Raw genomic sequence first — 23,688 nt, 5'->3', positions numbered from 1 at the left:
CGAGATGCCCGGACGTCTGCAGGACAAGGTCGCCGTGATCACCGGCACCGCGAGCGGCATCGGCGCGGAGACCGCGAAGCTGTTCCGCGAGGAGGGCGCGAAGGTCGTCGGCGTCGACCTCAACGAGTCGCCCGACGTCGACCTCTCGCTGCAGGTCGACGTGACGGAGGAGTTCGCGGTCAGGGCGATGTACGAGCAGGCCGTCGACGCGTTCGGTCACGTCGACGTGCTCTTCAACAACGCCGGCATCTCCCCCAACGACGACACGTCGGTCCTCGAGACGTCCTACGAGGCGTGGCAGCGCGTGCAGGACGTCAACCTCAAGTCGGTCTTCTTCTGCTGCAAGCACGGCATCCCGCATCTGCTGCGCAACGCGAACGGCGGCTCGGTCATCAACACCGCGTCGTTCGTCGCCGTGCTCGGCGCCGCGACGTCGCAGATCTCCTACACCGCCTCGAAGGGCGGCGTGCTCGCCCTCTCGCGCGAGCTCGGCGTGCAGTTCGCCCGCAAGGGCGTGCGCGTCAACGCGCTGTGCCCCGGGCCGGTCGACACGCCGCTGCTGCGCGAGCTCTACGCCAACGACCCGGAGGCCGCGCAGCGCCGGCTCGTGCACATCCCGATGGGTCGCTTCGCCGACGCGAGGGAGATCGCCAAGGGCGTCCTGTTCCTCGCGTCGGACGACAGCTCGTTCGTGACGGCGTCCGAGTTCCTGGTCGACGGCGGGATCAGCGGCGCCTACGTCACGCCGCTACCGGGCGAGTAGGCGACCCGACGGTCGCCAGGTAGCGCAGCTCGTGGCGGCCGACGGCGACGACGTCGCCGTCCTTCAGCACCCGCGCGGTGATCCGCATCCCGTTGACGTGGACGCCGGGGCCGCGGTCGTCGAGGACCCGGACGACGTTCCCGTCGCGGATGAGCAGTGCGTGGCGGTTGCCGACCGACGGATCCTCGAACCGGATGTCGGCGGTCATGCTGCGGCCGATCCGCGACGTGCCCTGCTTGATCTCGACGACCTCCTCGTCGATCTCGAACCAGCTCATGTGCGTCCCCCCTTTCGCATCGGCGCGGGGGATGTTCCGGCCGCTTCCTAAGCCTCTGCTCAAGAAGCGGGAAGGATCGTCACCGAAGGATGCGCGTTTCGTACCCGGCGTGCGAGATCGCGTCGAGGACGGCGTGCGCATGGTCACGGCCGCGAGTCTCGAGCACGAGCTCGACCGCGGTCTCGCGGACGTGGAGGTCCTCCAGGCCCTCGCGCACGTGCGAGACCTCGATGAGGTTCGCGCCGGCGTCGCCGACGAGGGCGAGCAGGCGGGCGAGCGAGCCGGGGCGGTCGCTGATGCGGCTCAGCACGACGAGGCGGCGGCCGTGCTGGGTCTCCTGGCGGCGCGCGACCTCGGCGAGCAGGCCCGCGTCGACGTTGCCGCCCGAGAGGACCGCCACGGTCGTCCCGTCGTTGGCCGCGCCGGTCTTGCCGGCGAGCAGGGCGGCGACGCTGACCGCGCCGGCGCCCTCGACGACGAGCTTCGCCTTGTCGAGCAGCAGCGCCATCGCCTCGGCGGTCTCGTCCTCCGAGACGGTGACGATCTCGTCGACCCACGTGTCGAGCAACGGCCCGGTCACCGATCCCGGGTGCTTGACGGCGATGCCGTCGGCGATCGTCAGCGGCTGGCGCTCGATGCGGACGCCGACGACCCGCGTCGCGGGAAGGGCGCTCTTGACGGCGATCGCCACGCCGCAGGCCAGCCCGCCGCCGCCGACCGGGACGACGACCTTCGCGAGGCCCGGCACGTCGTCGAGCAGCTCGAGCCCGAGCGTCCCCTGCCCCGCCACGACGTCCGGGTCGTCGAACGGGTGGACCATCGCCATCCCGTGCTGCTCTGCATGAGCGGTCGCCAGCTCGATGCAGTCGTCGACCGAGTCGCCGCCGAGGCGGACGTCGGCGCCGAGCGCCCGCGCCCCCTCGATCTTCGTCAGCGGCGCCTGGACCGGCATGAACACCGTGCACTGGACGCCGAGCGCGCGGGCCGAGTGCGCGAGCGCCTGGGCGTGGTTGCCGGCGCTCGCCGCGACGACGCCGCCGGCGCAGCGCTCGCCGAGCGCCTTGACCTTGTTCGTCGTGCCGCGGACCTTGAACGAGCCGGTCCGTTGCAGGCTCTCGGCCTTCAGGACGACCGGGGCGCCGAGGCGGTCGGTCAGCGTCGCCGACGGCAGGACGGGCGTCGTCCGGGCGACGCCCATGATCGCCTCGCGGGCGGCCTCGATGTCCTGTTCGGTGACGACCGCGGTCGTCACACGGCCACCACGGCGTCGATCTCCACCTGCGCGCCCTTCGGCAACGCCGCGACGCCGAACGCCACGCGCGCGGGCGGGTCGGACGGGAAGAACTCGCCGTACGCCTCGTTGACCTCGGCGAACGCGCTCAGGTCGGTCATGTAGACCGTGCAGCGCACCGCGCGGTCGAGGCTCGTCCCGGCGGCCTCGCAGACCGCCTGCAGGTTCTTCAGGCAGCGCACCGCCTGCTCGGCCGGCGTGTCCCCCGTCAGCTCGTTCGTCTCCGGGTCGAGCGGGATCTGGCCGGAGCAGAAGAGGAGGTCGCCGGTCCGGACGGCGTGGCTGTACGGCCCGACGGCTCCGGGCGCGGCGTCGGCGTTGATGACGTTGCGGTCGGCAGGCATCGGCGCGAGGCTACTCCTCCAGCCGCCCTCGACTCGATCCTCGGGACCTCTCGAACGCTCCCGGCTTCTCCCGATACCGTGCCCTCCTTGCCGCTCCGCCGCCTCCTCCTCGCCGCCGCGGCGCTGGCCGCTGCCGCGCTTCCCGCGCCGGCCTCCGCCGCGATCGGCTTCTCCCCCTGCGCCGACAACGCCGTCTTCGAGTGCGGCACCGTCACGGTGCCGCTGGACCGCTCCGGCGCGGTCTCCGGCGACGTGCCGCTGTTCGTCAAGCGGCTGCGACCGGACGGCGCCTCGGGCCAGACCTCCACGGCGCTGCTCGCGCTCGCCGGCGGCCCCGGCCAGGCCGCGACGCCGATCGCCACGTCCTTCGCGATCGCGCTGGCCCCCGCGCTGCGGACCCGCGACCTGCTCGTCGTGGACCAGCGCGGCACCGGCCAATCGGGCGCCCTGGACTGCCCGTCGCTGCGCAGCTCGTCGACCGGGACCTCCGCCGTCACGCAGTGCGCGTCGGCGCTCGGCTCCCGCCGCGCGTTCTACCGGACCCTCGATTCGGTCGAGGACATCGAGGCGATGCGGGCGGCGGCCGGCTACGACCAGCTCGCGATCTACGGCGTGTCCTACGGAACGAAGGTCGCGCTCGATTACGCCGCGAAGTACCCGCAGCGTGTGGAGCGGCTCGTGCTCGACTCCGTCGTCCCGCCGGAGGGCCCGGATCCGCTGCTGCGGTCGAGCCTCGTGGCCTCGCGCCGCGTCCTGCAGGAGCTGTGCGCGAACGGCGCCTGCCGCCGCGCGACGCCCGACGTCACCGCCGACGTCAAGGCGCTCGCGAGCAAGAGCGTCGCCGCGCGCGGCCGGTACCTCGACGGCCGCGGCAAGTCGCACCGCGCCTCGCTGCGGGGGTCGCTCATCTACTCGATGTTCCAGGCCGGCGACCTCAACCCGGCGATCCGCGCGCAGCTTCCGGCGGCGCTGCGGTCCGCGCGGCGCGGCGACGCGACGCCGCTGCTGCGCCTCGCCGTCGACGTCTTCGGCGCGCCGAACGGGTCCCAGGTCCCCGACAGCGGCACGAACGACGCCGTGTTCCTCGCCACCACGTGCGAGGAGGCGCGCCTGCCGTGGGACCGCAACGCTTCCCCGTCGGTGCGCGAGCAGCAGGCCGCCGACGTCCTCATCGCGCAGCCGCAGTCGGCGTTCGCGCCGTTCACGCGCGCGACCGTGATCAACGTTGGGATCCTGCGGCTCTGCCAGGGCTGGCCGAACGCCACGCCGCCGCCCGCGGACCCCGCGCCGGTGCCGGACGTCCCGGCGCTCGTGCTCAACGGCACGGCCGACCTGCGCACGCCGCTCGAGGACGCCCAGCGCGTCGCGACCGCGTTCCCGCGCGCGCAGGTCGTCGGCGTCCCGTTCGTCGGGCACTCGGTGCTCGGATCGGACCCGAGCGGCTGCGCCGGCGCCGCCATCGCCGGCTTCTTCGGCGACGGCGCCGTGCAGCAGTGCCCCGTCGCCCGGCCGGTGATCGCGCCGATCGCCCGCGCGCCGCTGTCGGTGCGGAGCCTGAGCGGGACGGGCAACGTCCGCGGCGCCCCCGGCCGGACGCTGACCGCGCTGCTGCGCACTCTCGACGACGCGCTGCTGCAGGCGCTCAGCGCGCAGCTCGGCAGCGGCGCGACGCGCATCGGCGGCCTGCGCCACGGGTCGATCGTCCTGTCCGGCGAGACGGTGCTGCTGCGCGGCGACGAGTTCGTCCCCGGCGTGCGGATCACGGGCCGCGTCGCCTCCGACCGCTCCGCCCGCTTCACCGTCACCGGCAAGCGCGCGGCCCGCGGGAAGATCACGATCGCGACGAGCGGGGTGCTGAGCGGCCGTCTCGGGGGCAATCGGATCCGGATCGAGCCGAAGGCGACCGCCGCGTCGCTGCGCATGGAGCCGCGCGACGTCCTGCGGCTTCCCGCGCTCGTCCGCGGGTAGGGCCGGGGCGCGATGACCAACGCGCTCGCCAACGAGACCTCGCCGTACCTCCTTCAGCACAAGGACAACCCCGTCGACTGGCTGCCGTGGGGCCCCGAGGCGCTGCGCCGCGCGCGCGAGGAGGACAAGCCGCTGCTCGTCTCCATCGGCTACAGCGCGTGCCACTGGTGCCACGTCATGGAGCGCGAGTCGTTCGAGGACCCCGCCACGGCGCAGGTGATGAACGAGCGCTTCGTCTGCGTGAAGGTCGACCGCGAGGAGCGCCCCGACGTCGACGCGCTCTACATGGAGGCCGTGCAGTCGATGACCGGCAGCGGCGGCTGGCCGCTCAACGTCTTCGCCACGCCCGAGCAGGTCCCGTTCTACGGCGGCACGTACTTCCCGCCGCAGCCGCGCCACGGCCTGCCGAGCTGGACCCAGGTCTGCATCGCCGTCGCGGAGGCGTGGGCCAACCAGCGCGAGGACATCCGCCAGCAGGGCGAGCGGATGGCCGCGCGGCTGCAGGGCGGCGCGCTGCTGCGTCCGTCGGAGGAGCCGCTCGACGCGCGGTCGCTCGACACCGCCGAGGTCGGGCTCGGCCGGCTCTTCGACGCCCAGTGGGGCGGCTGGGGCGGCGCGCCGAAGTTCCCGGCCGCGTCGACGATCGAGCTCCTCCTCGCCCGCGGCGAGACGCGGATGACGCTCGCGACCCTGCACGCGATGCGCAGCGGCGGCATCTTCGACCAGGTCGCCGGCGGGTTCGCCCGCTACGCCGTCGACCGCACGTGGACGGTCCCCCACTTCGAGAAGATGCTCTACGACAACGCGCTGCTGGCGCCCGCGTACCTGCACGGCTGGCAGGTCAGCGGCGACGAGCGGCTGCGGCGCACGTGCGAGGAGACGCTCGAGTGGATGGCGGCCGAGATGCGCGGCCCGGAGGGCGGGTTCTTCAGCGCGCTCGACGCCGACTCCGAGGGCGTCGAGGGCAAGTACTACGTGTGGACGCCGGACGAGATCCGCGCCGCGCTCGACGACGAGGACGACGCCGAGGCGGCGATCGCGTGGCTGGGGGTGACCGACCGCGGGAACTTCGAGCACGGCACGACCGTGCTCGAGTCGCGCGGCCCCGAGCCGCCCGCCGACCAGCGGGCCCGCATCCGCGCGCGCCTGTACGAGGTGCGCGAGCAGCGCGTGCGGCCGGGTCTCGACGACAAGCGGCTGGCGGCGTGGAACGCGCTGGCGATCGCCGCGTTCGCCGAGGCGGGCGCCGTGCTCGAGCGCCCCGACTGGCTCGACGTCGCGCGCGGCGCGGCGGACTTCGTGCTGGGATCGATGCGCGTCGACGGGCGGCTGATGCGGACGTGGAAGGACGGGCGGGCGCGGTTGAACGCCTACCTCGAGGATCATGCGTTCCTGCTCGAGGCGCTGCTGCGGCTCTACGAGGCGACGTTCGAGGAGCGCTGGTTCACCGAGGCCCGGGCGCTCGCCGACACGCTCATCGAGCGCTTCGCCGATCGCGAGCAGGGCGGCTTCTTCACGACCTCCGACGACCACGAGACGCTCGTCGCCCGCCGCAAGGACCTCGAGGACCACCCGATCCCGTCAGGCGGGTCGAGCGCCGCCTTCGGCCTGCTGCGCCTCGCGGCGCTGACCGGCGACGCGGTCTACGAGGAGGCCGCCCTCGGTCACCTCATGCTGCTGCATGAGCTCGCCGTCAAGCACCCGAACGCGTTCGGCCACTTCCTGCGCGCGCTGGACTTCCACGTCAACCCCGTGCGCGAGGTGGCGCTCGTCGGCGACGACGTGACGCCGCTGGCGCGCGTCGTGCGGTCGCGGCTGCGCCCGCGGGTCGTGCTCGCGGGCGGCGCCGGCGGCGGCGCCGTGCCGCTGCTCGAGGGCCGCACGGCGATCGACGGCGCGGCGACGGCCTACGTGTGCGAGCGCTTCGCGTGCCAGCGGCCCGTCACGACGGCCGACGAGCTGACGCGCCTGCTCGGCTGAACTTGGCGCGCGCCTCGTCCGTACGATCCGTCGATGGAGCGGCTCCTCACCTTCCCGGCCACGCCGAAGGGCAAGTGGATCGTCTTCGCGGTCTGGATCGTCGGCCTCTTCGGCGTCCTCGCCGTGAACCTGCCGGGCAAGTTCTCCGACGCGGAGGAGAACGAGTCGCGGTCGTTCCTGCCCGGCGACGCCGAGTCGACGGCGGCGCTGGACGTCACCGAGAAGCTGCAGGGCGCGGAGACCGCGCCGACGGTCATCGTGTTCCGCCGCGAGCGCGGCCTGACCGCCGCCGACAAGCGCGCGATCACCGCCGACGTGCGCGAGCTCAGCTCCGCCACGCGCGCGTTCTCGAACACGACGCCGTTCGGCAACCCGGCCGATCCGGGCGGAAGCGTGCCCTTCCAGGTGTCCAAGGACGGCTCGACCGCCCTGATCGGCAACGTCATCAAGTCGACGGGCAGCGGCGACAGCGACGAGATCCTCGATCCCGTCGACAAGTACCGCGAGATCGTCGGCGAGGGTCAGCCCGAGGGTCTCGCCGTCCGCGTCACCGGCCCGGCCGGCATCTCGGCTGACGCGATCAAGGTCTTCGAGAACATCAACGGCACGCTCATCATGGCGGCGCTGCTGCTGGTGATCGTGCTGCTGATCATCATCTACCGCAGTCCGGTCTTCTGGTTCTTCGCGATCCTCGCGGTGATCTTCTCCGAGATCGCCGCCCGCGGGTTCGGCTACGCGCTGACCGAGGCGGGCGTGACGGTCAACGGGCAGTCGTCGTCGATCCTCTCGATCCTCGTCATCGGGGCCGGCACCGACTACGCGCTGCTGCTCGTCGCGCGCTACCGGGAGGAGCTGCACCGCCACGAGGACAAGCACGAGGCGATGGCGCTGGCCCTTCACCGCGCCGGGCCGGCGATCCTCGCCTCCGGCCTGACCGTGATGGTCGCGCTGCTCGCGCTCATGCTGGCGAAGGTGAACGGGACGGCGGGCCTCGGCCCGACGGGCGCGATGGGGATCGCCGTCGCGCTGCTCACGATGCTGACGTTCCTGCCCGCGCTGCTGACGATCGTCGGGCGGCGCCCGTTCTGGCCCTTCATCCCCTACGCGCCGGGCGAGCAGCCGAAGCCCGCGCGATCGTTCATCGGGCGCTTCGAGCACCGGATGCACGCGCGCGAGCGGACCGTCGACGAGACGCACGGCTTCTGGCGGCGGATCGGCGAGCGGGTCGCCGCGCGACCGCGGCTGATCGGCGGCGCCGGCGTGCTGCTGCTGGTCATCCTTGCGCTCGGGCTGCTCAACTTCTCGACCGGCCTGACCCAGTCGAACTCGTTCCGCGACAGCGTCGAGTCGATCGAGGGCCAGGACCTGATCGCGGAGGCGTTCCCCGCCGGCCAGGCGTCGCCCACGGACATCGTCGTGCCCCCGGACGAGAGGGACCGGATCGGCGCCGTCGTCACGGCGGCGCAGGGCGTCGACGGCGTCAGCGCGGTGCCGGAACGGCCGGTCGCGTCCGGGCCCGAGGGGGTGCAGCTGGCGGCGTTCCTGCGGATGGACCCGTACTCGACCGAGGCCTTCGACGTGATGCCGAAGCTCCGCCGGGCGGTGCGCGCGGCGGCGCCGGGCGCGCTCGTCGGCGGGCCGACCGCGGTCGAGTACGACCTTCGTCAGGCGGCGGCGGACGACACGCGGCTCATCCCGCCGATCACGCTCGCGATCGTCCTGCTCATCCTCGTCGTGCTGCTGCGGGCCGTCGTCGCGCCGGTGCTGCTCGTCATCACCGTCGTCCTCTCGTTCCTCGCGGCGCTCGGCGTCGGCGCGATCGTGTTCGACGTGATCTTCGGCTTCCCCGGGAGCGACCCGTCGCTGCCGCTCTTCGCCTTCATCTTCCTCGTGGCGCTGGGGGTCGACTACAACATCTTCCTGATGGCGCGCGTGCGCGAGGAGACGCTGCGCCACGGCACGCGCAACGGCATGCTGCGCGGCCTCGCCGTCACCGGCGGCGTCATCACGTCGGCGGGCATCGTGCTGGCGGGCACGTTCGCGGTGCTCGCGGTCTTGCCGCTCACCTTCCTGACCGAGATCGGGTTCGTGATCGCGTTCGGCGTGCTGCTCGACACGTTCATCGTGCGGTCGATCCTCGTGCCGGCGCTGGTCTTCGACCTCGGGCCGCGGATCTGGTGGCCGTCGCGGCTGGCGCGCGAGGACGGCGGCGAGGTCAGAGCACCGGCAGGTAGCGCCGAAGCTCCCACGGGGTGACCTGCACCCGGTAGTCCTCCCACTCCTGCCGCTTGAGCTCGATGAAGCGGTTGAACATGTGCTCGCCGAGCGTGCGGAGCACGAGCTCGGACTCCGCCGCGACCTCGATCGCCTCGCCGAGCGTCTCGGGCAGCTGCTCGATGCCGACCCGGCGCCGGTCGTCCGGGGCGAGGTGGTAGAGGTTCTTCTCCATCGGCTCGGGCAGCTCGTAGCCCTTCTCGATCCCCTCGAGGCCGGCCTGCAGCAGCGCCGCGAACGTCAGGTACGGGTTGCACGCCGGGTCGGGGCAGCGCAGCTCCATGTGGGCGGCGCGCGGCGGGACGCGGACGAGCGCGGAGCGGTTGCGGCGGCTCCACGCGACGTAGACCGGCGCCTCGAACCCGGGCACGAGCCGCTTGTACGAGTTGACCCACTGCGCGAAGACGGCGCTGAGCTCGCGCGCGTGGCGCAGCTGTCCGGCGATGAAGCCGCGGCCGACGGCGGAGAGGCCGTAGGGGTCGTCCTCCGCGACGAACGCGTCCTTGCCGTCCTTCGTGAGGCTGAGGTGCGTATGCATGCCGCTGCCGTTCTCGCCCTCGAGCGGCTTGGGCATGAACGTCGCGTGCCAGCCCTCGGCGATCGCGTACTCCTTGACGGTGATGCGGGCCGTCATGACGTTGTCGGCCATCTGCAGCGCGCCCTCGGACGACAGCGCGATCTCGTGCTGGCTCGGGCCGCCCTCGTGGTGGGAGCTGCCGACGTGGATGCCGAGCTGCTCGAGCGCGAGGACCGTCTCGCGCCGGACGTCGGTGCCGGCGTCGAGCGTCGTGAGGTCGAAGTAGCCGCCCTCGTCGAGGGGCTCCGCGGTCTGGCGGTCGCGGAAGAGGAAGTACTCCGGCTCGACGCCGACGTTGAACCCGTCGAAGCCGAGCGCGTGCATCCGCTCGAGCGCGCGCCTGAGCACGTGACGCGGGTCGCCCTCGTACGGCGTGCCCTCCGGCGTGAGGACGTCGCAGAACACGCGCGCGACGCCCTGCTCCTCGGGACGCCACGGGAGGATCGCGAACGTCTCGGGGTCGGGCATCGCGATCATGTCCGACTCCTCGACCGGGTTGAAGCCGGTGATGGAGGAGCCGTCGAACGGGACGCCGTCGCGCATCGCGCGCTCGATCTGGTCGCGGCCGACGCTGAACGACTTGAGCTGGCCGAGGATGTCCGTGAACCACAGGCGGACGAAGCGGATGTCGCGCTCGTGGACGAGCGAGAGCACGTGGGCGGCGCTCGGCATGGCGCGAGAGAGTAGTGGGCGGCGGCGCCTCGCCGCGAGCGGGCTAGTGCTGCGCGGCGTCGACGGTGACGACGAGCGCGGGCGCCTGCTGGGCGGCCGCGGCCGTGTCGATCGTCGCGGCGTTGGCCTTCGGCGTGCCGATCGCGGCGATGGCGATGAGCAGCAAGCCGAGCAGGAACGCGTAGAGCGCGATCCGGTCCGGGCGGCCGGCGAGCCGGTCGGCGGGCGAGCGCGAGGGACGCCGGCGGCCGGCGCCGGCGGGCACGCCGCTGGCGCGGGCGGCGGGGACCGCGGGGACGCCCGCGAGGCCGTCGGCCTGGCCGCGGATCTCGATCGTCTTGCGCGTGCCGGGCGGGGGCGGCTCGGACACCGTCCAGTCGTCGAGGTCCCACCCGCTGGCGCGGTCGTCGTCGGTCAGCCAGGCGCGCTGGTCGTCGAGCGGCTTGGCCTGCGACGTCTCCTCATCGAGATTGAGCCACGACTCCGTCGCCGGCGCATGGTCCGCGCCGAGATCGATCCACTCGAAGCGGCCCGGCTCCTCCGTCTTCGCCGGAGGGTCGAGCAGCGAGGCGAGCCCGGCGTCGAAGTCGAAGTCCACCTTCGGGCGGCGGCCCGTCTCGGCCACCAGCTCGCGCGTCTCCATCATCTCGCGAGCCTCCGCGAGCGGCGCCGTGGCACGGCGGAAGCGGCCGGTCGGCGCGTGCTGCTTGGCGCCGTCGGCGACTGTCCCGCTCTCCTGCGGGCGAAGGTGCTGCACGTCCTCCCACCAGGGGCGGTCCGTGGTCTCGCTCATGCCGGTGTCGTCTTCCTCGTTCCTCGTGCTTACGGGGTTAGCTGACGGGCTCGCGCCGGAAGAGCAGCGCTACTCCTTGCCCGGAAGGCAAGACGATTCGCCCCAACAGTTGGGTCCCCCGCTCCAGTCGGTACGTCCGCATCCTCACGAACGCCCCGGATGGACTCAGCGGTCTGACGCGGCGGGATCGTAGCAGGGGCCGAAGTTCCTGCAAACGCACCGGAGTTATGAAGTCCTGCAACCCCGCATGTTGCGCGGTTTCGTCACCGCGCCCGGGTGTTCGGGACGTCTAGCCGCGGCCCGCGGTGGCCGCCACGAAGTCGGCGACCTTCTCCGCGTCGTTGCCCGTGAAGAGCAGCGCGGGCATCTGGCCGCGACCCTGCGCGCGGCCGTTCTTGATGGCGTCGAGGATCAGCGCCTTCGGCGGGCGGAGCGCGTCGAGGTTCGGCCCGACCCGGCCCGTCGCGTGCGCTGCCTTGAGCGTGTGGCACTGCTGGCAGGACTGCGAGAAGAGCTTGCGCCCCGCCTCCTGGCCGGCGTTGAGCTTCACCGGGCCGGCCTCCGCCTGGTCCGCGCCGTCGATGCCGACGGCAAGCGGGATCGCGACGGCGAAGAGCAGCACCGACAGGCCCGTGAGGACGTACACGGCTCGGCGGCTGCCGCGGCCGGGCTCGCTCGAGGACGTGCGGCCGCGCCCGGCGCGCATGGCGGCGAGCACCACGGCAAGACCGAGCAGAACGAAGGCAAGGACGAAGATCGCGGTGGCCATCGGAGCGGGAACTTACCCAGTCGGGCCGACGCAAGTCGCGCGGGTCGGCCGGATCATCGCTTCCTCCCCTGGGTGAACGACAAGACCGGCGGGGCGACGGCGCGGAAGTCCCCTCCGCCCCCTGCGGCGGCGACCTTCGGCAGCTCCTCCTCGCGCTCGCCGCCGACGATCGCGAGCTCCGTGACCTCGGCGGCGATCCGGTCCGGCGCCTCGAGCGCGGTGAGGCGGTCGACGACGACGTTGATCGCGCCGCCCGCCGAGGCGAACTTCTCGACGCGGCCCACGGCCATCACGAGCGGCTCGGACCGGACGGCGAGGCGGTCGCGCTCGTAGACGTTCGGCGGCACGACGAGGTTCACCGTGCCGAGCTCGTCCTCGAGGAGGATGAACGCGACGCCCTTCGCGGTCCCCGGCCGCTGGCGCGCGACGACGAGCCCGCCGATCCGCACCTGCTTGCGGTGCGGCAGGGACTCGAGGTCGCGGCTCGACACCGCGCCGCGGCCGGACAGCGCCTCGCGCATGAGGCCGACGGGATGGACGTCGACGCTGATCCCGGTCGTCGCGTAGTCGGCGATCATCTCGTCCCACGCCCCGAGCCGCTTGAGCTTCGGCGGCGCCGGGAGGTCGAGCCCGAGCGACAGCTGCACCGCCGACCCGTCCCGCTCGAGCTTGCGGCCGGGCGCGGCGATCCCGAGCCGCCACAGCGCCGTCCGCCGGTCCCCCGCCAGCCCGTCGCACGCCCCCGACCACGCGAGCGTGTCCAGCGCCGACCGCCCCGCGCCCGCGCGCGACGCCAGGTCCTCCAGCGACCGGAACGGCCCGCCCTCCTCGCGCGCCCTGACGAGCTCCGCGACCTCGTCCGCCCGCACCCCGAGGACGTAGGCGAGGCCGACGCGGACGCTCTCCTCCTCGATCGTGCAGCCGACCGCGCTGCACGCGATGTCGGGCGGCCGGACCTCGATCCCACGCCGCTGCGCCTCGTGGATGAGCGCGTCGGAGGGGTAGAAGCCCATCGGCTGCTCATCCAGCAGGGCGCAGAGGAACTCGAGCGGATGGTGGACCCGCAGCCAGGCCGACTGGTAGGCGAGCAACCCGAACGCGGCGCCGTGCGCCTTGGGGAAGCCGAAGCCGGAGAAGCCGACGACCATGCTCCAGACGCGCTCGGCCAGCTCGGGCGTCACGTCGTCGTGCCGCGCCTGCGCGCCCGCGACGAAGGCGTCGTGGTGGGCCATGATCGCCGCCTCGGACCGCTTGCGGCTCATCGCCCGGCGCAGCCCCTCGGCCTCGCCGGGCGAGAACCCGGCGAACGCCATCGCGACCTCGATGACCTGGTCCTGGAAGATGATCGCGCCGAGCGTCTCCTTCAGCACGGGCTCGAGCGACGGGTGCTCGTAGGGCACCTCGAACGACGGGTCCTCGCGCAGCCGCTGGCGGCGCTCGATGTACGGGTTGACCGCGCCGCCCTGGATCGGGCCGGGCCGGACGATCGCGACCTGGATCGTGATCTCCTCGAGCGTCTCCGGCCGCGTCCGGCGCAGCGAGGCCATCTGCGCACGGCTCTCGATCTGGAAGACGCCGGTGGTGTCGGCCTCCTGGATCGACGCGAACGTCCCGGCGTCGTCGTACGGGATCTGCGACAGATCGATGATCTCGCCGGTGCGCTTCGCGATGAGGTCGACGCAGCGCTCGACCGCCGAGAGCATCCCCAACCCGAGGAAGTCGATCTTCAGGAACCCCGCGTCCGAGCACGAGTCCTTGTCCCAGTGGACCATCTGCCGCCCGGTCATCGAGGCCGGCACGACGGGGCAGCAGTCGACGAGCGGGCGGGTCGCGACGATCATCCCGCCGGAGTGCTGCGAGAGGTGGCGCGGCAGACCGTGCGCCTCCTCGGCCAGGCGCGCGAGCCACCCCCACCGTCCCTCGCCGCGCCCCTCGCCGAGCGCGACCTCGATGTCCTTCTCCACGTCGTTCGCCCACGCCTCCGAGCCGCGCGCGACCCGCTCGATCTCGCCGGGCGGCAGGCCGAGCGCCTTGCCGATCTCCCGGATCGCGCCGCGCGCCTTGTACGTCGGGAAGGCGGCGACGAGCGCCGCGCGGTCGCGGCCGTAGCGGTCGTGCACGCGCGGCAGCAGCACCTCGCGCACGTCGCGCGGGAAGTCGAGGTCGATGTCCGGCAGCGACACGATCTCCTCGTTGAGGAAGCGGCCGAGCAGCAGGTCGTTCTTCACCGGATCGACGTGCGAGAGGCCGGTGAGGTAGCAGACGATCGACGAGACGCTGGACCCGCGGCCGCGGCCGGGCGGGAGCACCTGGCGCGCCGCGCTCGGCCCCCGGACCTCGCAGGCAACCTCCCGCGCGAGCTCGAGCAGCTCGTGATGGAGGTTGAAGAACCCGGAGAGGCCGAGGTGGGCGATCAGCCGCAGCTCCGTCTCCAGGCGCCGCTGCGCCTCGGCCCGGTGGCGGCTGCCGTGCGGGTAGCGGCCGTCGAAGCGCGCGTCGCAGATCTCGGCGAGCGTCCGGTCGGCGCGGTCGTCCTCCGCGCCGGGGTAGCGGTAGCCGAGGTCGCTCGTCAGGTCGAACGTGAGCGTCTCGGCGAGCCGCACCGTCTCCGCCAGCGCGTCCGGGTGGTCGGCGAAGCGGGCGGCCATCGCCTCCGGCGAGGCGAGCACGTGGGCGTGGTTGCCGCGGCGCAGCGGCTCGGACGCGTCGAGCGTCGTGTGCTCGCGGATCGCGACGAACGCGTCCTGCACGAGCGCGCGGGCGCGCGTGTGCGCGTGGATGTTGCCGGTCGCCACGCACGGCACCCCGAGCCGGGCGGCGAGCGAGGCGAGTCCGCGGTTGAGCGCGCGGTCGTGGCGCTGGTAGGGGCGCTGCAGCTCCACCCGGAAGGCGTCGCGGCCGAACGCGGCGAGCAGGCGGCGCATCGTCGGCTCGTCCCGGATGCCCTGCCGCGCGCAGCCGCTGAGGCAGACGAGCCCGGCGGCGTGCTGCTCGAGGTCGTCGAGCGTCACGCGCGGCGCGTCGACGACCGGCCCTCCCGCGGGCGCGCGCGTGTGCGCGTGCGCCTTCGTGAGCAGGCGGCACAGGTTCGCCCACCCGGTCGCGTCGCGGACGAGCAGCGTCACATGCCGCGACGGCGGCGCCTCCCCGCGCAGGTCCGCCGTGGCCGAGCGCCCGGCCGGCCGCACCCACGGCGCGTCGATCACGTCGACCTCCGCGCCCTGGATCGCGCGCAGCCCGAGCGCCGAGGCCGCCTGCGCGAACTCCATCGACCCGTAGACCCCGTTGTGGTCGGTCAGCGCCATCGCCGAGTAGCCCAGCCGCGCCGCCGCGGCCGCCAGCTCATCCGGCTGCGAGGCCCCGTCGAGGAACGAGAAGGCCGAGTGCGCGTGGAGCTCGACGTAGTCGGTCATGAGCGAACACATGTTCGCATGCCCGGAGGACGCCAAGACGACACGTCGGCAACGCCCGCGAGGCTCGTCGGGCGGCGAGGTCGGACTCAGGCGGCGAGCAGGCAATCGAGCCGCCGCGACCACCCCATGCCCGGCTCCCTCCCCGCCGCGGCGATCAGCCGGGCGGTGTCGACCGTGCGGATCTGCTCGTACCCGACCTTGGCGCCGAGGCCGACGGCGGCGCCCTTCGCCGACTCGTCGTGCGTCGTCGCGTAGACCCGCACGTCGACGCGCGCGCGATCGGCGAGCCGCGCGGCCGCGGCCGGCGTCGGGCGGTGCAGCAGCCCGGTGGCGAGCGCTCGCGTCGCCGGATCGGCGAGGTCGATCCGCGCCTCGGCCTCGACCCGGCCGCCGCCCGCGACGTCGAACGGGCCCGCCTTCGCCGCGCCATCGGCCCGCCCCGTCGCGCCGACGACGAGCGCCGCCGGCCGGTTCTCCCGGTCGAGCGTGATCTCGACGGTGCCGTCGCGCGCGAGCCCGCCGGTCGCGCGCACGAGCGGCGCCTTGAGCGCCGCCACGACCGCGCGGTCGCGGGTGAGGAAGAACGTCCGCTCCCCCGTCCGCCGGTCGACGCGCACGCCGGCGGCGACGTCGGCGATCGCCGACCCCGTACCGCCCATCCCCAGTGCCTTGAGCGCCGCCAGCGCCTCGCCGCGCCCGCCGAAGTGCACGAACCGCTCGTCTGCGTCGCCCTCGCGGCCGGCGAGGAAGCCGGCGAGCCCGCCGATCCCGCCGCCGAGCTCGGCGTCCTCGTGCGCGAGCCGCGCGACGAGCCGGTCCGCGGCCGCCGCGTCGGGGAGCACCCAGCGGCGCCCGTCGCCGGCCCGCCCGCTGAACACCGCATCGACCGACGCCTTGAGCGTCCTGCCGCCGAGCGTCATCTCCGCGCCCCCGGTCACTGCGCCGCCCGCCTCGTCGAAGCGCACCACGGTGACCGCGACCGTCCCGTCCGACCGCTCCTCCCGCAGCACGGACCGGCCGTCGCCGAGCCGTGCGACGAACGCCGACAAGCGCGTCTCCCGCCCCCGCTCGGTGCTCGACACGACGCACGGCCGGGGCCCGCCCTCGCCGTGGCAGTCGCCTCCGGAGACGAGGCAGAACCCCCGCTCGACCGCCGCCGCGACCGCGCGCGGCACGCCGGTCGCCGCGTCCGGCACGACGCCCAGCGCGCCGGCGAGCAGCACGAAGAGGACCGCCACGACGGCGACGTACTCGAGGCTGGCCTGACCGCGTTCCACGTCCGCGACGTTCGCCGACGCCGGCGCGCGCGGGCTCCACGGATCGCAACGAGACTGCGGAGATCCCGCCCTACCGCCCGACGGCGCGCCAAGACGCCTCACCGCTCAGCGTGTGGAGGTCCACCCGACGTAGATTCCGCGGAATGGTGAGCGACCCCGATGAGGTCGAGCGGATCCTCGGGCGGCCCGTCCGGCCGGTCGCGATCCCGGGGACCGAGGAGGTCGCGTTCGTGAGCGACATCGCGGTCGACGAGATCCTGCCCGCGTGGCAGCAGGCGCGCGAGCACGTCAGGGCGCTCGGGCGGTGGCCGGTGGTGATCGCCGGCTTCGGGTCGGGCGCGGTCGACGAGGACGTGATCGCGCTCGGGTGGCCCGAGGGCCACGCGCCCGCGGCGATAATCGAGGACGCGCTCCGCACCCCGTTCGAAGACGCGCTCGCCACGTTCCGCCCGTCCTACGAGTGGTGGCAGGGCGAACGGTGGCCGACGTGGGTCGAGCTGCAGCTCGTCGGGACCGCGCGCCGCCTCGGGACGGCGCCGTCGCTGCCGGAGGCCCTGTCCGCCATCGAGCCGCCGGACGTGCTCGCGCTCGAGCGCTGGCTGGTGGCGTGGGAGGAGGAGCGGCGGCCGACCACGGACGCGGAGCCGGGCGACCACCTGATCTGGTTCGAGCCGCCCGAGACCGACGGGCTCGCCGTGCTGCTGCTGCCCGCGCTCGCCAGCGAGGACGTTGCGGTCTTCGTCCCCTGCCTCGAAAGCGTCTACACGGCCGAGGGCCGGATCGCGCTCGCAGCCGTCCTGCGCTCGTGGCGCGAGCGCTTCGGCGCTGAGGTCGTCGCGTCGTGGGGAACGATGCTGCAGCTCATCGTCTCGCGGCCGCCGCGGGCGCTCGACCAGGCGCTCGAGCTCGCGATCGAGCAGGACCGCGTCGCCGGCGACACGCTCGCGGGGCGCGTGGAGCTGCGCAACCACGCCCGCGCCCTGCTCGGGCGCAAGACGTGGTTCCTGCACTCGCGCCCCTGACGGCGCTCAGGTGGCGAACGGCACGGCGGCGATCGTCGCTGCCGCGAGGACGACGAGGACCGCGTCGCGGTGGCGCGCGCGCAGCTGCGCCGGCGGGACCTGCGGAGCCTCGCTGGCGGCGTGGCGGCCCGCCTCGCCGGCGACCCAGTCGAGGACGGCGTCGGTGAGCGGGACCGGCTCGGCCGGGACCCCGCGCAGCCGCGCGAGCAGCCGGCGCCCGGAGTCGGCGAGCGCGGTGGTCGAGCCCAGCCCGTCGAGGATCGCCGACGCCTGCGGCACCGCGGGGACGAAGCGCAGGCGGTGCAGCGCGCGGCGGAAGACCTCGCGCAGGCCGGCCTCGCCCGCGGCGTACCGCATCCACGTCGCGACGAGGACGAGCAGCGCCACGCGCAGCGTGCGGCGGATCGTCTCGTCGAGCCCGATGCCGCCGATCACGCCGGCCACCAGCGCGCCGCCCGCGAGCACCGCGGTCAGCGCGAGCCCCGCCCGCACGACCGACTGGTCCCCGCGCGCGGTCACCCACGCGAGCGCGAGCCACAGCGCGACCGACCCGAGCAGCAGCCACTCCGTGCCGGACAGCAGCACCGCGAACGCCACCGCGGCGGCGACGACGATCGCGCGCGGGTCGAAGCGGGCGCCGGCGGGCGGGTCGCCCGCGGCCTGCAGCGGATGCTGCTCGGCGTCCTCGGGGTCGGCGGGCCAGCGCGTCAGGCCGCGGCGGTAGACGATCGCCTGGACCGCGCTGGCGAACCCGGTCCACGCGAGGATGCTGATGATCGACATCAGCAGCGCGCCCGTCCGTCCCTCGGGGAGGAACGGGATCCAGCCGAGCAGCCGCTCGTACGTCCCGGTGTACGCGTCGATGCCGACGAGCACGAAGATCGCGAACGCCGCCCCGATCGTGTTGTGGACGATGCGGATCGCGGCGGCGGCGAAGGCCTGCGCCACCGTGCCGCGGCCGTGCGCCTCCATCCGGCCGAGGACCGGCGCGGAGATCGCCTGCGTCAGCGGGACGCCGAACCGCGACGGCCCCATGATCGCGACGGTCTGGAGCATCACGGCGATCGCCGCACCCCAGCCGGCGCGCAGCCCGAACCGCTCGGCGACGCGGGCCAGCGCCACCCCGCCGGCGAGCGCGACGGCGAAGCCGCCGCTGGGCGCGGCGCGCGAGGCGAGGAAGGACGCGGTGGCGACGTGGGCGAGACCGGTCTGCGGCACGGCGAGATCGTGGCACGCCCGGGTGAGCGTCAGGTGAAGACCGCGTCGCTCACCGCTGGCGGAACCATCCGCCCCCGAGGAGGTCGCGGAACACGACGAGGTTGCGGCCGTCGACGGTGACGACCTCCCAGTAGCGCCGGCGGATCGGCGCGTCGGTCCACCAGCGGTCCTCGACCAGCCACGTCTCGGCGACCGACATCACCTCGAGGCGGTCGACCTCGAGCGGGCGGCCGCCGGGGCCGGTCCACACGCGCGCGGGCTGCGGGACGTTGAGGCGCCGCGGCCCGCCGGGGGCGCCACGCGAGACGGCCGCCATCGATCAGGCCTCGAACGGCGTGAGCACCGCGCGGCGCTCGGGCACGCGCGAGTCCGCGTCCGTCTCGAGCACGCGCAGCGCCGCATCCGGTCCCGCGGCGGCACGTGCCTGGCGGACGGCCTCGCGCAGCCGCGCGCGCCGCTCCACCGCGCCCTCCTCGAAGAGCGCCGCCCCGCCGGCGTGCGCCGGGCCGAGCCGGTCGGCCGCCAGCCGCAGCGTCTCCGCCGGCGCGGGCAGCAGCGCCAGGCGCCCGCCGAGCGCGAGCCGCATCCGCGTCGCATCGGCCGTCGCCTCGCGGAACGTCACTCGGTCGCGCCACGTGCCGCCCTCGACGAGCCGCGCCGACAGCACCGCGGCGCGGATCGTGCGGCCGCGCCGCTCACGCCGCGCGAGCAGCCGGTCGACCAGCAGCGCCAGCGCCCGGTCGAGCTGCAGCCCGTTCGCCGCCTCCGGCAGCTCCAGCGTCTCCTCCAGCCGCTCCCCCGGCACCCGCGGGCGCAGCGGGTCGTCCAGCCCCGAGGCGAGCTCGTGCGCGCGCACGCCCGCGACGCCGAACCGGTCGGCCAGCGCATCCCGCGGCAGCGCCGCCACGTCGCCCAGCGTCTCGAGCCCGAGGCGCTGCAGCTGCTCGGGCAGCGTGGCCAGCTCGGCCCGCGAGCGCAGCAGGGTCACCGGCCGCCCGGCGAGGAACGCCACCGCTCCGCGCGCGTCGACGATCACCGGCCGCCGCGCCCGCGCAGCCGACGCCGCCGCCAGCGCCGCGAACCGCGTCGGCCCGGCGCCGAGCCTGGCCGGCCGCCGCAGCGCGGACCGCGTCGCCGCCAGCACGCCGTCGAGGTGCCCGCCGTGCAGCCGCCGCAGCCCGCGCGCGTCGAAGAGCGCCTGGCCGGGCACCGGCGCCTCGACCGCCGCGCCGATCCCCTCGAGCCGCGCCAGCGTCGCTTCCCATGCGTCGGCCACGCCGACCGGATCGGGCGGGACGAGCGCCAGCCGCGGGCAGCGCGCGAGCGCCTCCCCCATCCGCATGCCGGGGTGGATCCCGAACGCCTCGGCGGCGGGCGAGACCTCGCCGACGAACTGCTCGCGCCCCGGCTCGGGCGCCAGGGCGGCCGGCTGCTGCAGGAGCCCCTCGCGGTCTTGGGCGGCGACGGTCAGGGCGAAGCGCGGAAGGAGGACGCAGACGATCATCGAAGCGAACACATGTTCGCACGTACCCCCTGAGGCGGCAACCGATGAACGCCGAACCGGCGCGCCGGGACAAGCGGGCGCGTACGGTCCGCGCGTGCTTCGCCGAACCACGTTCCTCGCCGCTCTGCTCGCCCTCGCCCTGCCGGCCGCCGCGAGCGCCCGGATCATCGACGCCGAGGCGGTCCTGCCGCCCGGTCAGAGCGGCTTCGTCTCCACTTCCGGCATCGCCGACGGCACGGGGTCGCCGCACCTCACCGACCAGACGCCGCTCTTCCTCGACTTCAAGCGCAAGCCGTTCATGTTCGACCAGCCGGGCCAGGTCGAGAACCCTCGCGGCGACGTGCGGATCGTCCGCGACGCGTACGGCGTGCCGCAGATCACGGCGCAGACCGACGAGGCCGCGTGGTGGGGAGCGGGCTACGCGGTCGCGCAGGACCGGCTCTTCCAGATGGAGCTGTTCCGCCGCGCGACGACGGGCCGGCTGGCGGAGATCCTCGGCGAGTCGTACCTCGACGACGACCTCATCGCGCGCCGCGACTACTACACGGCGGCGGAGCGCCAGCGGATGCTCGATGCCGTCGACCCGCGGCTGCGCGCGCGGCTGGTCGCCTACCGCGACGGCGTGAACGCGTGGATCTCCCACCTGCGCTCCAACCCCTCCGACACCCCGGGCGAGTTCACCGCGCTCGGCGTGCCGCTGACCGACTGGACCGAGGACGACAGCGTCGCGATCGGGATCTACCTCGCGCGGACCGTGCCGCAGTCGAGCGGCGCGGAGCTGGCGAACCTGCGCACGCTGCGCGAGATCGGCCCGTCGGCGTTCGACAAGCTGCTGCCGCTGCGCGCGCCGGGGCGGCTCGCGACGATCCCGAAGCGCAACGGCACGTTCCCGTCGGACCCGGGCCGCACGCGGGCGCAGGAGCGCGCCGCGTTCCGCCGCACGCAGAAGGCGCAGGGCGCGTGGGAGCTGCCGAGCGAGGGCGCCGTCGCGGCCGCGCGCGCGAACGTGGCGGTCGGGCTGATCGGCCACGTCGGCGGGTCGTCGATGTTCGCCGTGCGGGCGCCCGGCAAGAAGGCGTACCTCTTCAACGGGCCGCAGCTCGGCTACTCGATCCCCGAGCTGTTCGTGGAGCTCGAGGTGCACTTCCCCGGCTACGACGCCCGCGGCGTCACGGCGGCCGGCGTTCCGCTCGTCGCGATCGGCCACAACGCGCACGTCGCGTGGGGCTACACGAGCGGCCTGTCGGACATCGACTCGCTCTACGCCGAGAAGGTCGGGTCTGACGGCGAGACCTACGAGTTCAAGGGCGCGTCGCAGCGGATGGACTGCCGTGACGAGACGTTCCAGTACCGGTCGGCGACGACCGACCTGCTCGCGATCACGGATGGCACGGTGCCGTCGGTCAGCGCGGGCTCGAAGACCGAGCGCATCTGCCGCACGGTCCACGGCCCCGTCGAGCTGCGCGCCGGCGGGACCGCCTACGCGCGCAAGTACGCGGTGTGGATGCGCGAGCTCGAGACGATCAGCGGGCTGAGCGCGCTGAGCGAGGCGAAGGACATCAAGGGCGTCGACGCGGCGATGCGGCAGGTGACGTGGAACGAGAACGTCATGGCGGCCGACGACCGCGGCAACATCGGCTACTGGCATCCGGGGCTGCATCCGCTGCGGCCGCGCGGGTGGGACGAGCGGCTCCCGTACCCCGGCACCGGCGAGGCGGAGTGGCGCGGGCTGCTCGACCGCTCGCGCACGCCGCGCGTCATCAACCCTCGGCAGGGCTGGCTGGCGAACTGGAACAACGTGCCGTCGCTCGGGTGGACGTCGGGTGACGGCGAGGCGCGCGAGCGGCAGACCGCGCAGTTCCATCGCGTCGGCTGGCTGATGCAGCTCGTACGGGTCTTGAAGCGCAAGCCGTCGTGGCAGAACGCGCGCGCGACGATCCAGCGCGAGGGCTCGACGGCGCAGCAGCGGCCGCTGGCGAGCGCGCGGCTGCGCAAGGCCTCGCGGGGCGCTTCGGGTCGTGCGAAGGCGGTGCTCGACGCGCTGCGGGCGTGGGACGGCAGCTACACCCGCGTCGACGGCGAGGGGACCGTCGATCCGGGCGTCGCGATCTGGGAGCAGTTCAAGGACGACGTCGAGCGGCTTGCCATCGACCGGCTCGGTGCGACCGCGTTCGAGGGGTCGAAGGAGGTGCGCGGCGAGCCGGGCTCGTCGCACGTCTTCGACATCTCGCTCGGCGAGGCCTACGGGCTTCGGACGCTCGGGTCGGCGGGGCTGCGGCGCGCGGCGTCGGCAACGTTCAGTGCCCTGGCGACGAAGTACGGCACCGAGGACGTGTCCAAGTGGCGCGAGAAGCGGCGGATGTACGACGTGACGGCGCAGGGCGCGGCGTCGGCGCCCGACCTGCCGTTCTTCGATCGCGGCACGTGGGAGCAGCTCATCGAAGTCGGGCCCTGAGCGGCTCCTCGACCCTGACCGTTCGTTCGTGGTCGCCCACGCGGGCGGTCACGTAGGCGTAGGCGAGCCGCTCGGCGCAGTGCCCGAAGCCGAGCGACCCGCCGACGCCGCCCATCCCGAAGTCGCCGCGGTCCTCGAGCCAGACGCCCAGGCCCCAGGTGATGTGCTCGCCGGTGATGCGGTCGAGCCCTGTCGCCTGTGGCGTCAGCATCGTCGTGACGGTCGATGGGTCGACGAGCTGCGCGCCGTCGAGCGTGCCGCCGTTCGTCAGGCCGGCGTAGAAGCGGGCGATCGCCTTGGCGTTGCCGTGGCCGTTGACCGCGGGGATCTGCGCCCGCCGCCAGGCGGTGCCGTTGACGACGTCGAGGTGCAGGGCGCCGGGCGGGCTGTCGAGCACGGGGCGCCAGCGGTCGTTCTGCCGCATGTGGCGGGCCCAGCTGCCGTTCGGGTCGGTGAGGTCGTGGACGCGGTGCAGCTCGCTGTCGGGGACGCCGATGTGGAAGTCCAGGACCCACGGCTCGGCGACCTCCTCGCGCCAGAAGGTCTTGAGGTCGCGGCCGTCGGTGCGGCGGATGACCTCGCCGACGAGGTGCCCGTACGTGAGCGCGTGCTCGCCGTGGTCGACGCCCGGCTCCCAGTGCGGCGGCTCGTCGGCGATCCGCTCGCACATCGCGTCCCAGTCGAAGAGCACGTCCGCGGGCGGCGGGTTCGCGAGCGCGGGCACGCCGGCCTGATGCGCGAGCACGTGGCGCAGCGTGGTCCGCTCCTTCCCGTGACGCCCGTACTCGGGCCAGACGTCGGCGATGCGCTGATCGAGCCGCAGCTGTCCGCGGTCGACCAGGATCAGCGCGCAGAAGGCGACGAACGGCTTGACCACCGAGTACGTGTTGACCAGCGCATCCGCGGCGAGCCCGGCGCGGAGGTCGACCACCGGCTCCCCGTCCACGAGCGCGCAGACCTGCCCGGCGTCCTCCGCGCGATCGTCGACGAGCTGCTCGAAGACGCCGAGCACGGGCTCGAACCCCTCGGCGACGTGGCCGGTGATCTGCGGGCGGTCGTCCTCCACCGCGCCGACGGTAGCCACCGCGTCC

The 23,688-nt window shown here is 74.1% G+C and carries 18 protein-coding genes and 1 riboswitch; of the genes, 6 read left to right on the top strand and 12 right to left on the bottom strand.

What is annotated here, in order from left to right:
- The first annotated feature begins 4 nt into the window (after positions 1 to 4).
- Positions 5 to 763, top strand: a complete 759-nt coding sequence (locus AC1UE4_RS01155; protein WP_482915385.1) for a 3-oxoacyl-ACP reductase — start codon at positions 5 to 7, stop codon at positions 761 to 763.
- Here the strand turns inward: AC1UE4_RS01155 and AC1UE4_RS01150 are convergent.
- From AC1UE4_RS01150 to AC1UE4_RS01140, 3 genes are all read right to left on the bottom strand, one after another.
- Complete coding sequence (locus AC1UE4_RS01150) at positions 741 to 1,040, bottom strand: FHA domain-containing protein (RefSeq protein WP_482915384.1); 300 nt, start codon at positions 1,038 to 1,040, stop codon at positions 741 to 743. The genes AC1UE4_RS01155 and AC1UE4_RS01150 overlap by 23 nt on opposite strands.
- A 79-nt stretch (positions 1,041 to 1,119) precedes the next feature.
- Positions 1,120 to 2,292, bottom strand: coding sequence for a threonine ammonia-lyase (locus AC1UE4_RS01145; RefSeq protein ID WP_482915383.1), 1,173 nt, complete (start codon positions 2,290 to 2,292; stop codon positions 1,120 to 1,122).
- Entirely contained in the window at positions 2,289 to 2,675 is a 387-nt protein-coding gene (locus tag AC1UE4_RS01140; protein ID WP_482915382.1) for a Rid family detoxifying hydrolase, read from the bottom strand. Before AC1UE4_RS01140 ends, AC1UE4_RS01145 begins: the two co-directional genes overlap by 4 nt.
- A gap of 87 nt (positions 2,676 to 2,762) precedes the next feature.
- Here AC1UE4_RS01140 and AC1UE4_RS01135 point away from each other — a divergent pair, with 87 nt between their 5' ends.
- Genes AC1UE4_RS01135 through AC1UE4_RS01125 form a run of 3 tightly spaced genes read left to right on the top strand, consistent with a single transcriptional unit; the run spans position 2,763 to position 8,879 of the window.
- The gene (locus tag AC1UE4_RS01135) at positions 2,763 to 4,643 is read left to right on the top strand and encodes an alpha/beta fold hydrolase (RefSeq protein WP_482915381.1); all 1,881 of its coding nucleotides are present in this window, start codon (positions 2,763 to 2,765) and stop codon (positions 4,641 to 4,643) included.
- A 12-nt stretch (positions 4,644 to 4,655) separates the two neighbouring features.
- Entirely contained in the window at positions 4,656 to 6,623 is a 1,968-nt protein-coding gene (locus tag AC1UE4_RS01130) for a thioredoxin domain-containing protein (RefSeq protein ID WP_482915380.1), read from the top strand.
- A 33-nt stretch (positions 6,624 to 6,656) separates the two neighbouring features.
- Positions 6,657 to 8,879: an MMPL family transporter gene (locus tag AC1UE4_RS01125; protein ID WP_482915379.1), complete on the top strand. Its 2,223-nt coding sequence runs from the start codon at positions 6,657 to 6,659 to the stop codon at positions 8,877 to 8,879.
- Here the strand turns inward: AC1UE4_RS01125 and AC1UE4_RS01120 are convergent.
- The 5 genes from AC1UE4_RS01120 to AC1UE4_RS01100 form a co-directional block, all read right to left on the bottom strand.
- The gene (locus tag AC1UE4_RS01120) at positions 8,839 to 10,146 is read right to left on the bottom strand and encodes a glutamine synthetase family protein (RefSeq protein ID WP_482915378.1); all 1,308 of its coding nucleotides are present in this window, start codon (positions 10,144 to 10,146) and stop codon (positions 8,839 to 8,841) included. The two genes, AC1UE4_RS01125 and AC1UE4_RS01120, sit on opposite strands and share 41 nt — an antisense overlap.
- A gap of 43 nt (positions 10,147 to 10,189) precedes the next feature.
- On the bottom strand, positions 10,190 to 10,939 hold the full coding sequence (locus AC1UE4_RS01115) for a hypothetical protein (RefSeq protein WP_482915377.1): 750 nt from the start codon (positions 10,937 to 10,939) through the stop codon (positions 10,190 to 10,192).
- Between the two features lie 10 nt (positions 10,940 to 10,949).
- Positions 10,950 to 11,090, bottom strand: a riboswitch (cyclic di-AMP (ydaO/yuaA leader).
- A gap of 138 nt (positions 11,091 to 11,228) precedes the next feature.
- The gene (locus AC1UE4_RS01110; RefSeq protein ID WP_482915376.1) at positions 11,229 to 11,708 is read right to left on the bottom strand and encodes a c-type cytochrome; all 480 of its coding nucleotides are present in this window, start codon (positions 11,706 to 11,708) and stop codon (positions 11,229 to 11,231) included.
- Between the two features lie 53 nt (positions 11,709 to 11,761).
- The gene (locus AC1UE4_RS01105; RefSeq protein ID WP_482915375.1) at positions 11,762 to 15,121 is read right to left on the bottom strand and encodes a DNA polymerase III subunit alpha; all 3,360 of its coding nucleotides are present in this window, start codon (positions 15,119 to 15,121) and stop codon (positions 11,762 to 11,764) included.
- A gap of 86 nt (positions 15,122 to 15,207) precedes the next feature.
- On the bottom strand, positions 15,208 to 16,398 hold the full coding sequence (locus AC1UE4_RS01100) for a hypothetical protein (protein WP_482915374.1): 1,191 nt from the start codon (positions 16,396 to 16,398) through the stop codon (positions 15,208 to 15,210).
- A gap of 146 nt (positions 16,399 to 16,544) precedes the next feature.
- On the opposite strand from AC1UE4_RS01100, the gene AC1UE4_RS01095 reads away from it, so the two are divergent.
- On the top strand, positions 16,545 to 17,420 hold the full coding sequence (locus tag AC1UE4_RS01095) for a DUF4253 domain-containing protein (RefSeq protein WP_482915373.1): 876 nt from the start codon (positions 16,545 to 16,547) through the stop codon (positions 17,418 to 17,420).
- 6 nt (positions 17,421 to 17,426) lie between these two features.
- On the opposite strand, the gene AC1UE4_RS01090 is transcribed toward AC1UE4_RS01095, so the two are convergent.
- From AC1UE4_RS01090 to AC1UE4_RS01080, 3 genes are read right to left on the bottom strand one after another with little or no spacing between them, the layout of a single operon-like run.
- Complete coding sequence (locus tag AC1UE4_RS01090; protein ID WP_482915372.1) at positions 17,427 to 18,638, bottom strand: hypothetical protein; 1,212 nt, start codon at positions 18,636 to 18,638, stop codon at positions 17,427 to 17,429.
- Positions 18,639 to 18,687: 49 nt separating this feature from the next.
- Positions 18,688 to 18,954: a hypothetical protein gene (locus tag AC1UE4_RS01085; protein WP_482915371.1), complete on the bottom strand. Its 267-nt coding sequence runs from the start codon at positions 18,952 to 18,954 to the stop codon at positions 18,688 to 18,690.
- 3 nt (positions 18,955 to 18,957) lie between these two features.
- Complete coding sequence (locus AC1UE4_RS01080; protein ID WP_482915370.1) at positions 18,958 to 20,154, bottom strand: Y-family DNA polymerase; 1,197 nt, start codon at positions 20,152 to 20,154, stop codon at positions 18,958 to 18,960.
- Positions 20,155 to 20,236: 82 nt separating this feature from the next.
- On the opposite strand from AC1UE4_RS01080, the gene AC1UE4_RS01075 reads away from it, so the two are divergent.
- Positions 20,237 to 22,597, top strand: coding sequence for a penicillin acylase family protein (locus AC1UE4_RS01075; protein WP_482915369.1), 2,361 nt, complete (start codon positions 20,237 to 20,239; stop codon positions 22,595 to 22,597).
- Here AC1UE4_RS01075 and AC1UE4_RS01070 read toward each other — a convergent pair.
- The gene (locus AC1UE4_RS01070) at positions 22,578 to 23,663 is read right to left on the bottom strand and encodes a serine hydrolase domain-containing protein (RefSeq protein WP_482915368.1); all 1,086 of its coding nucleotides are present in this window, start codon (positions 23,661 to 23,663) and stop codon (positions 22,578 to 22,580) included. The two genes, AC1UE4_RS01075 and AC1UE4_RS01070, sit on opposite strands and share 20 nt — an antisense overlap.
- Positions 23,664 to 23,688: the final 25 nt, after the last annotated feature.

Source organism: Parviterribacter kavangonensis (genome assembly GCF_056863335.1).
Note: the sequence above shows the minus strand (reverse complement) of the source record. Positions and strands in the feature narration are given on the sequence as shown.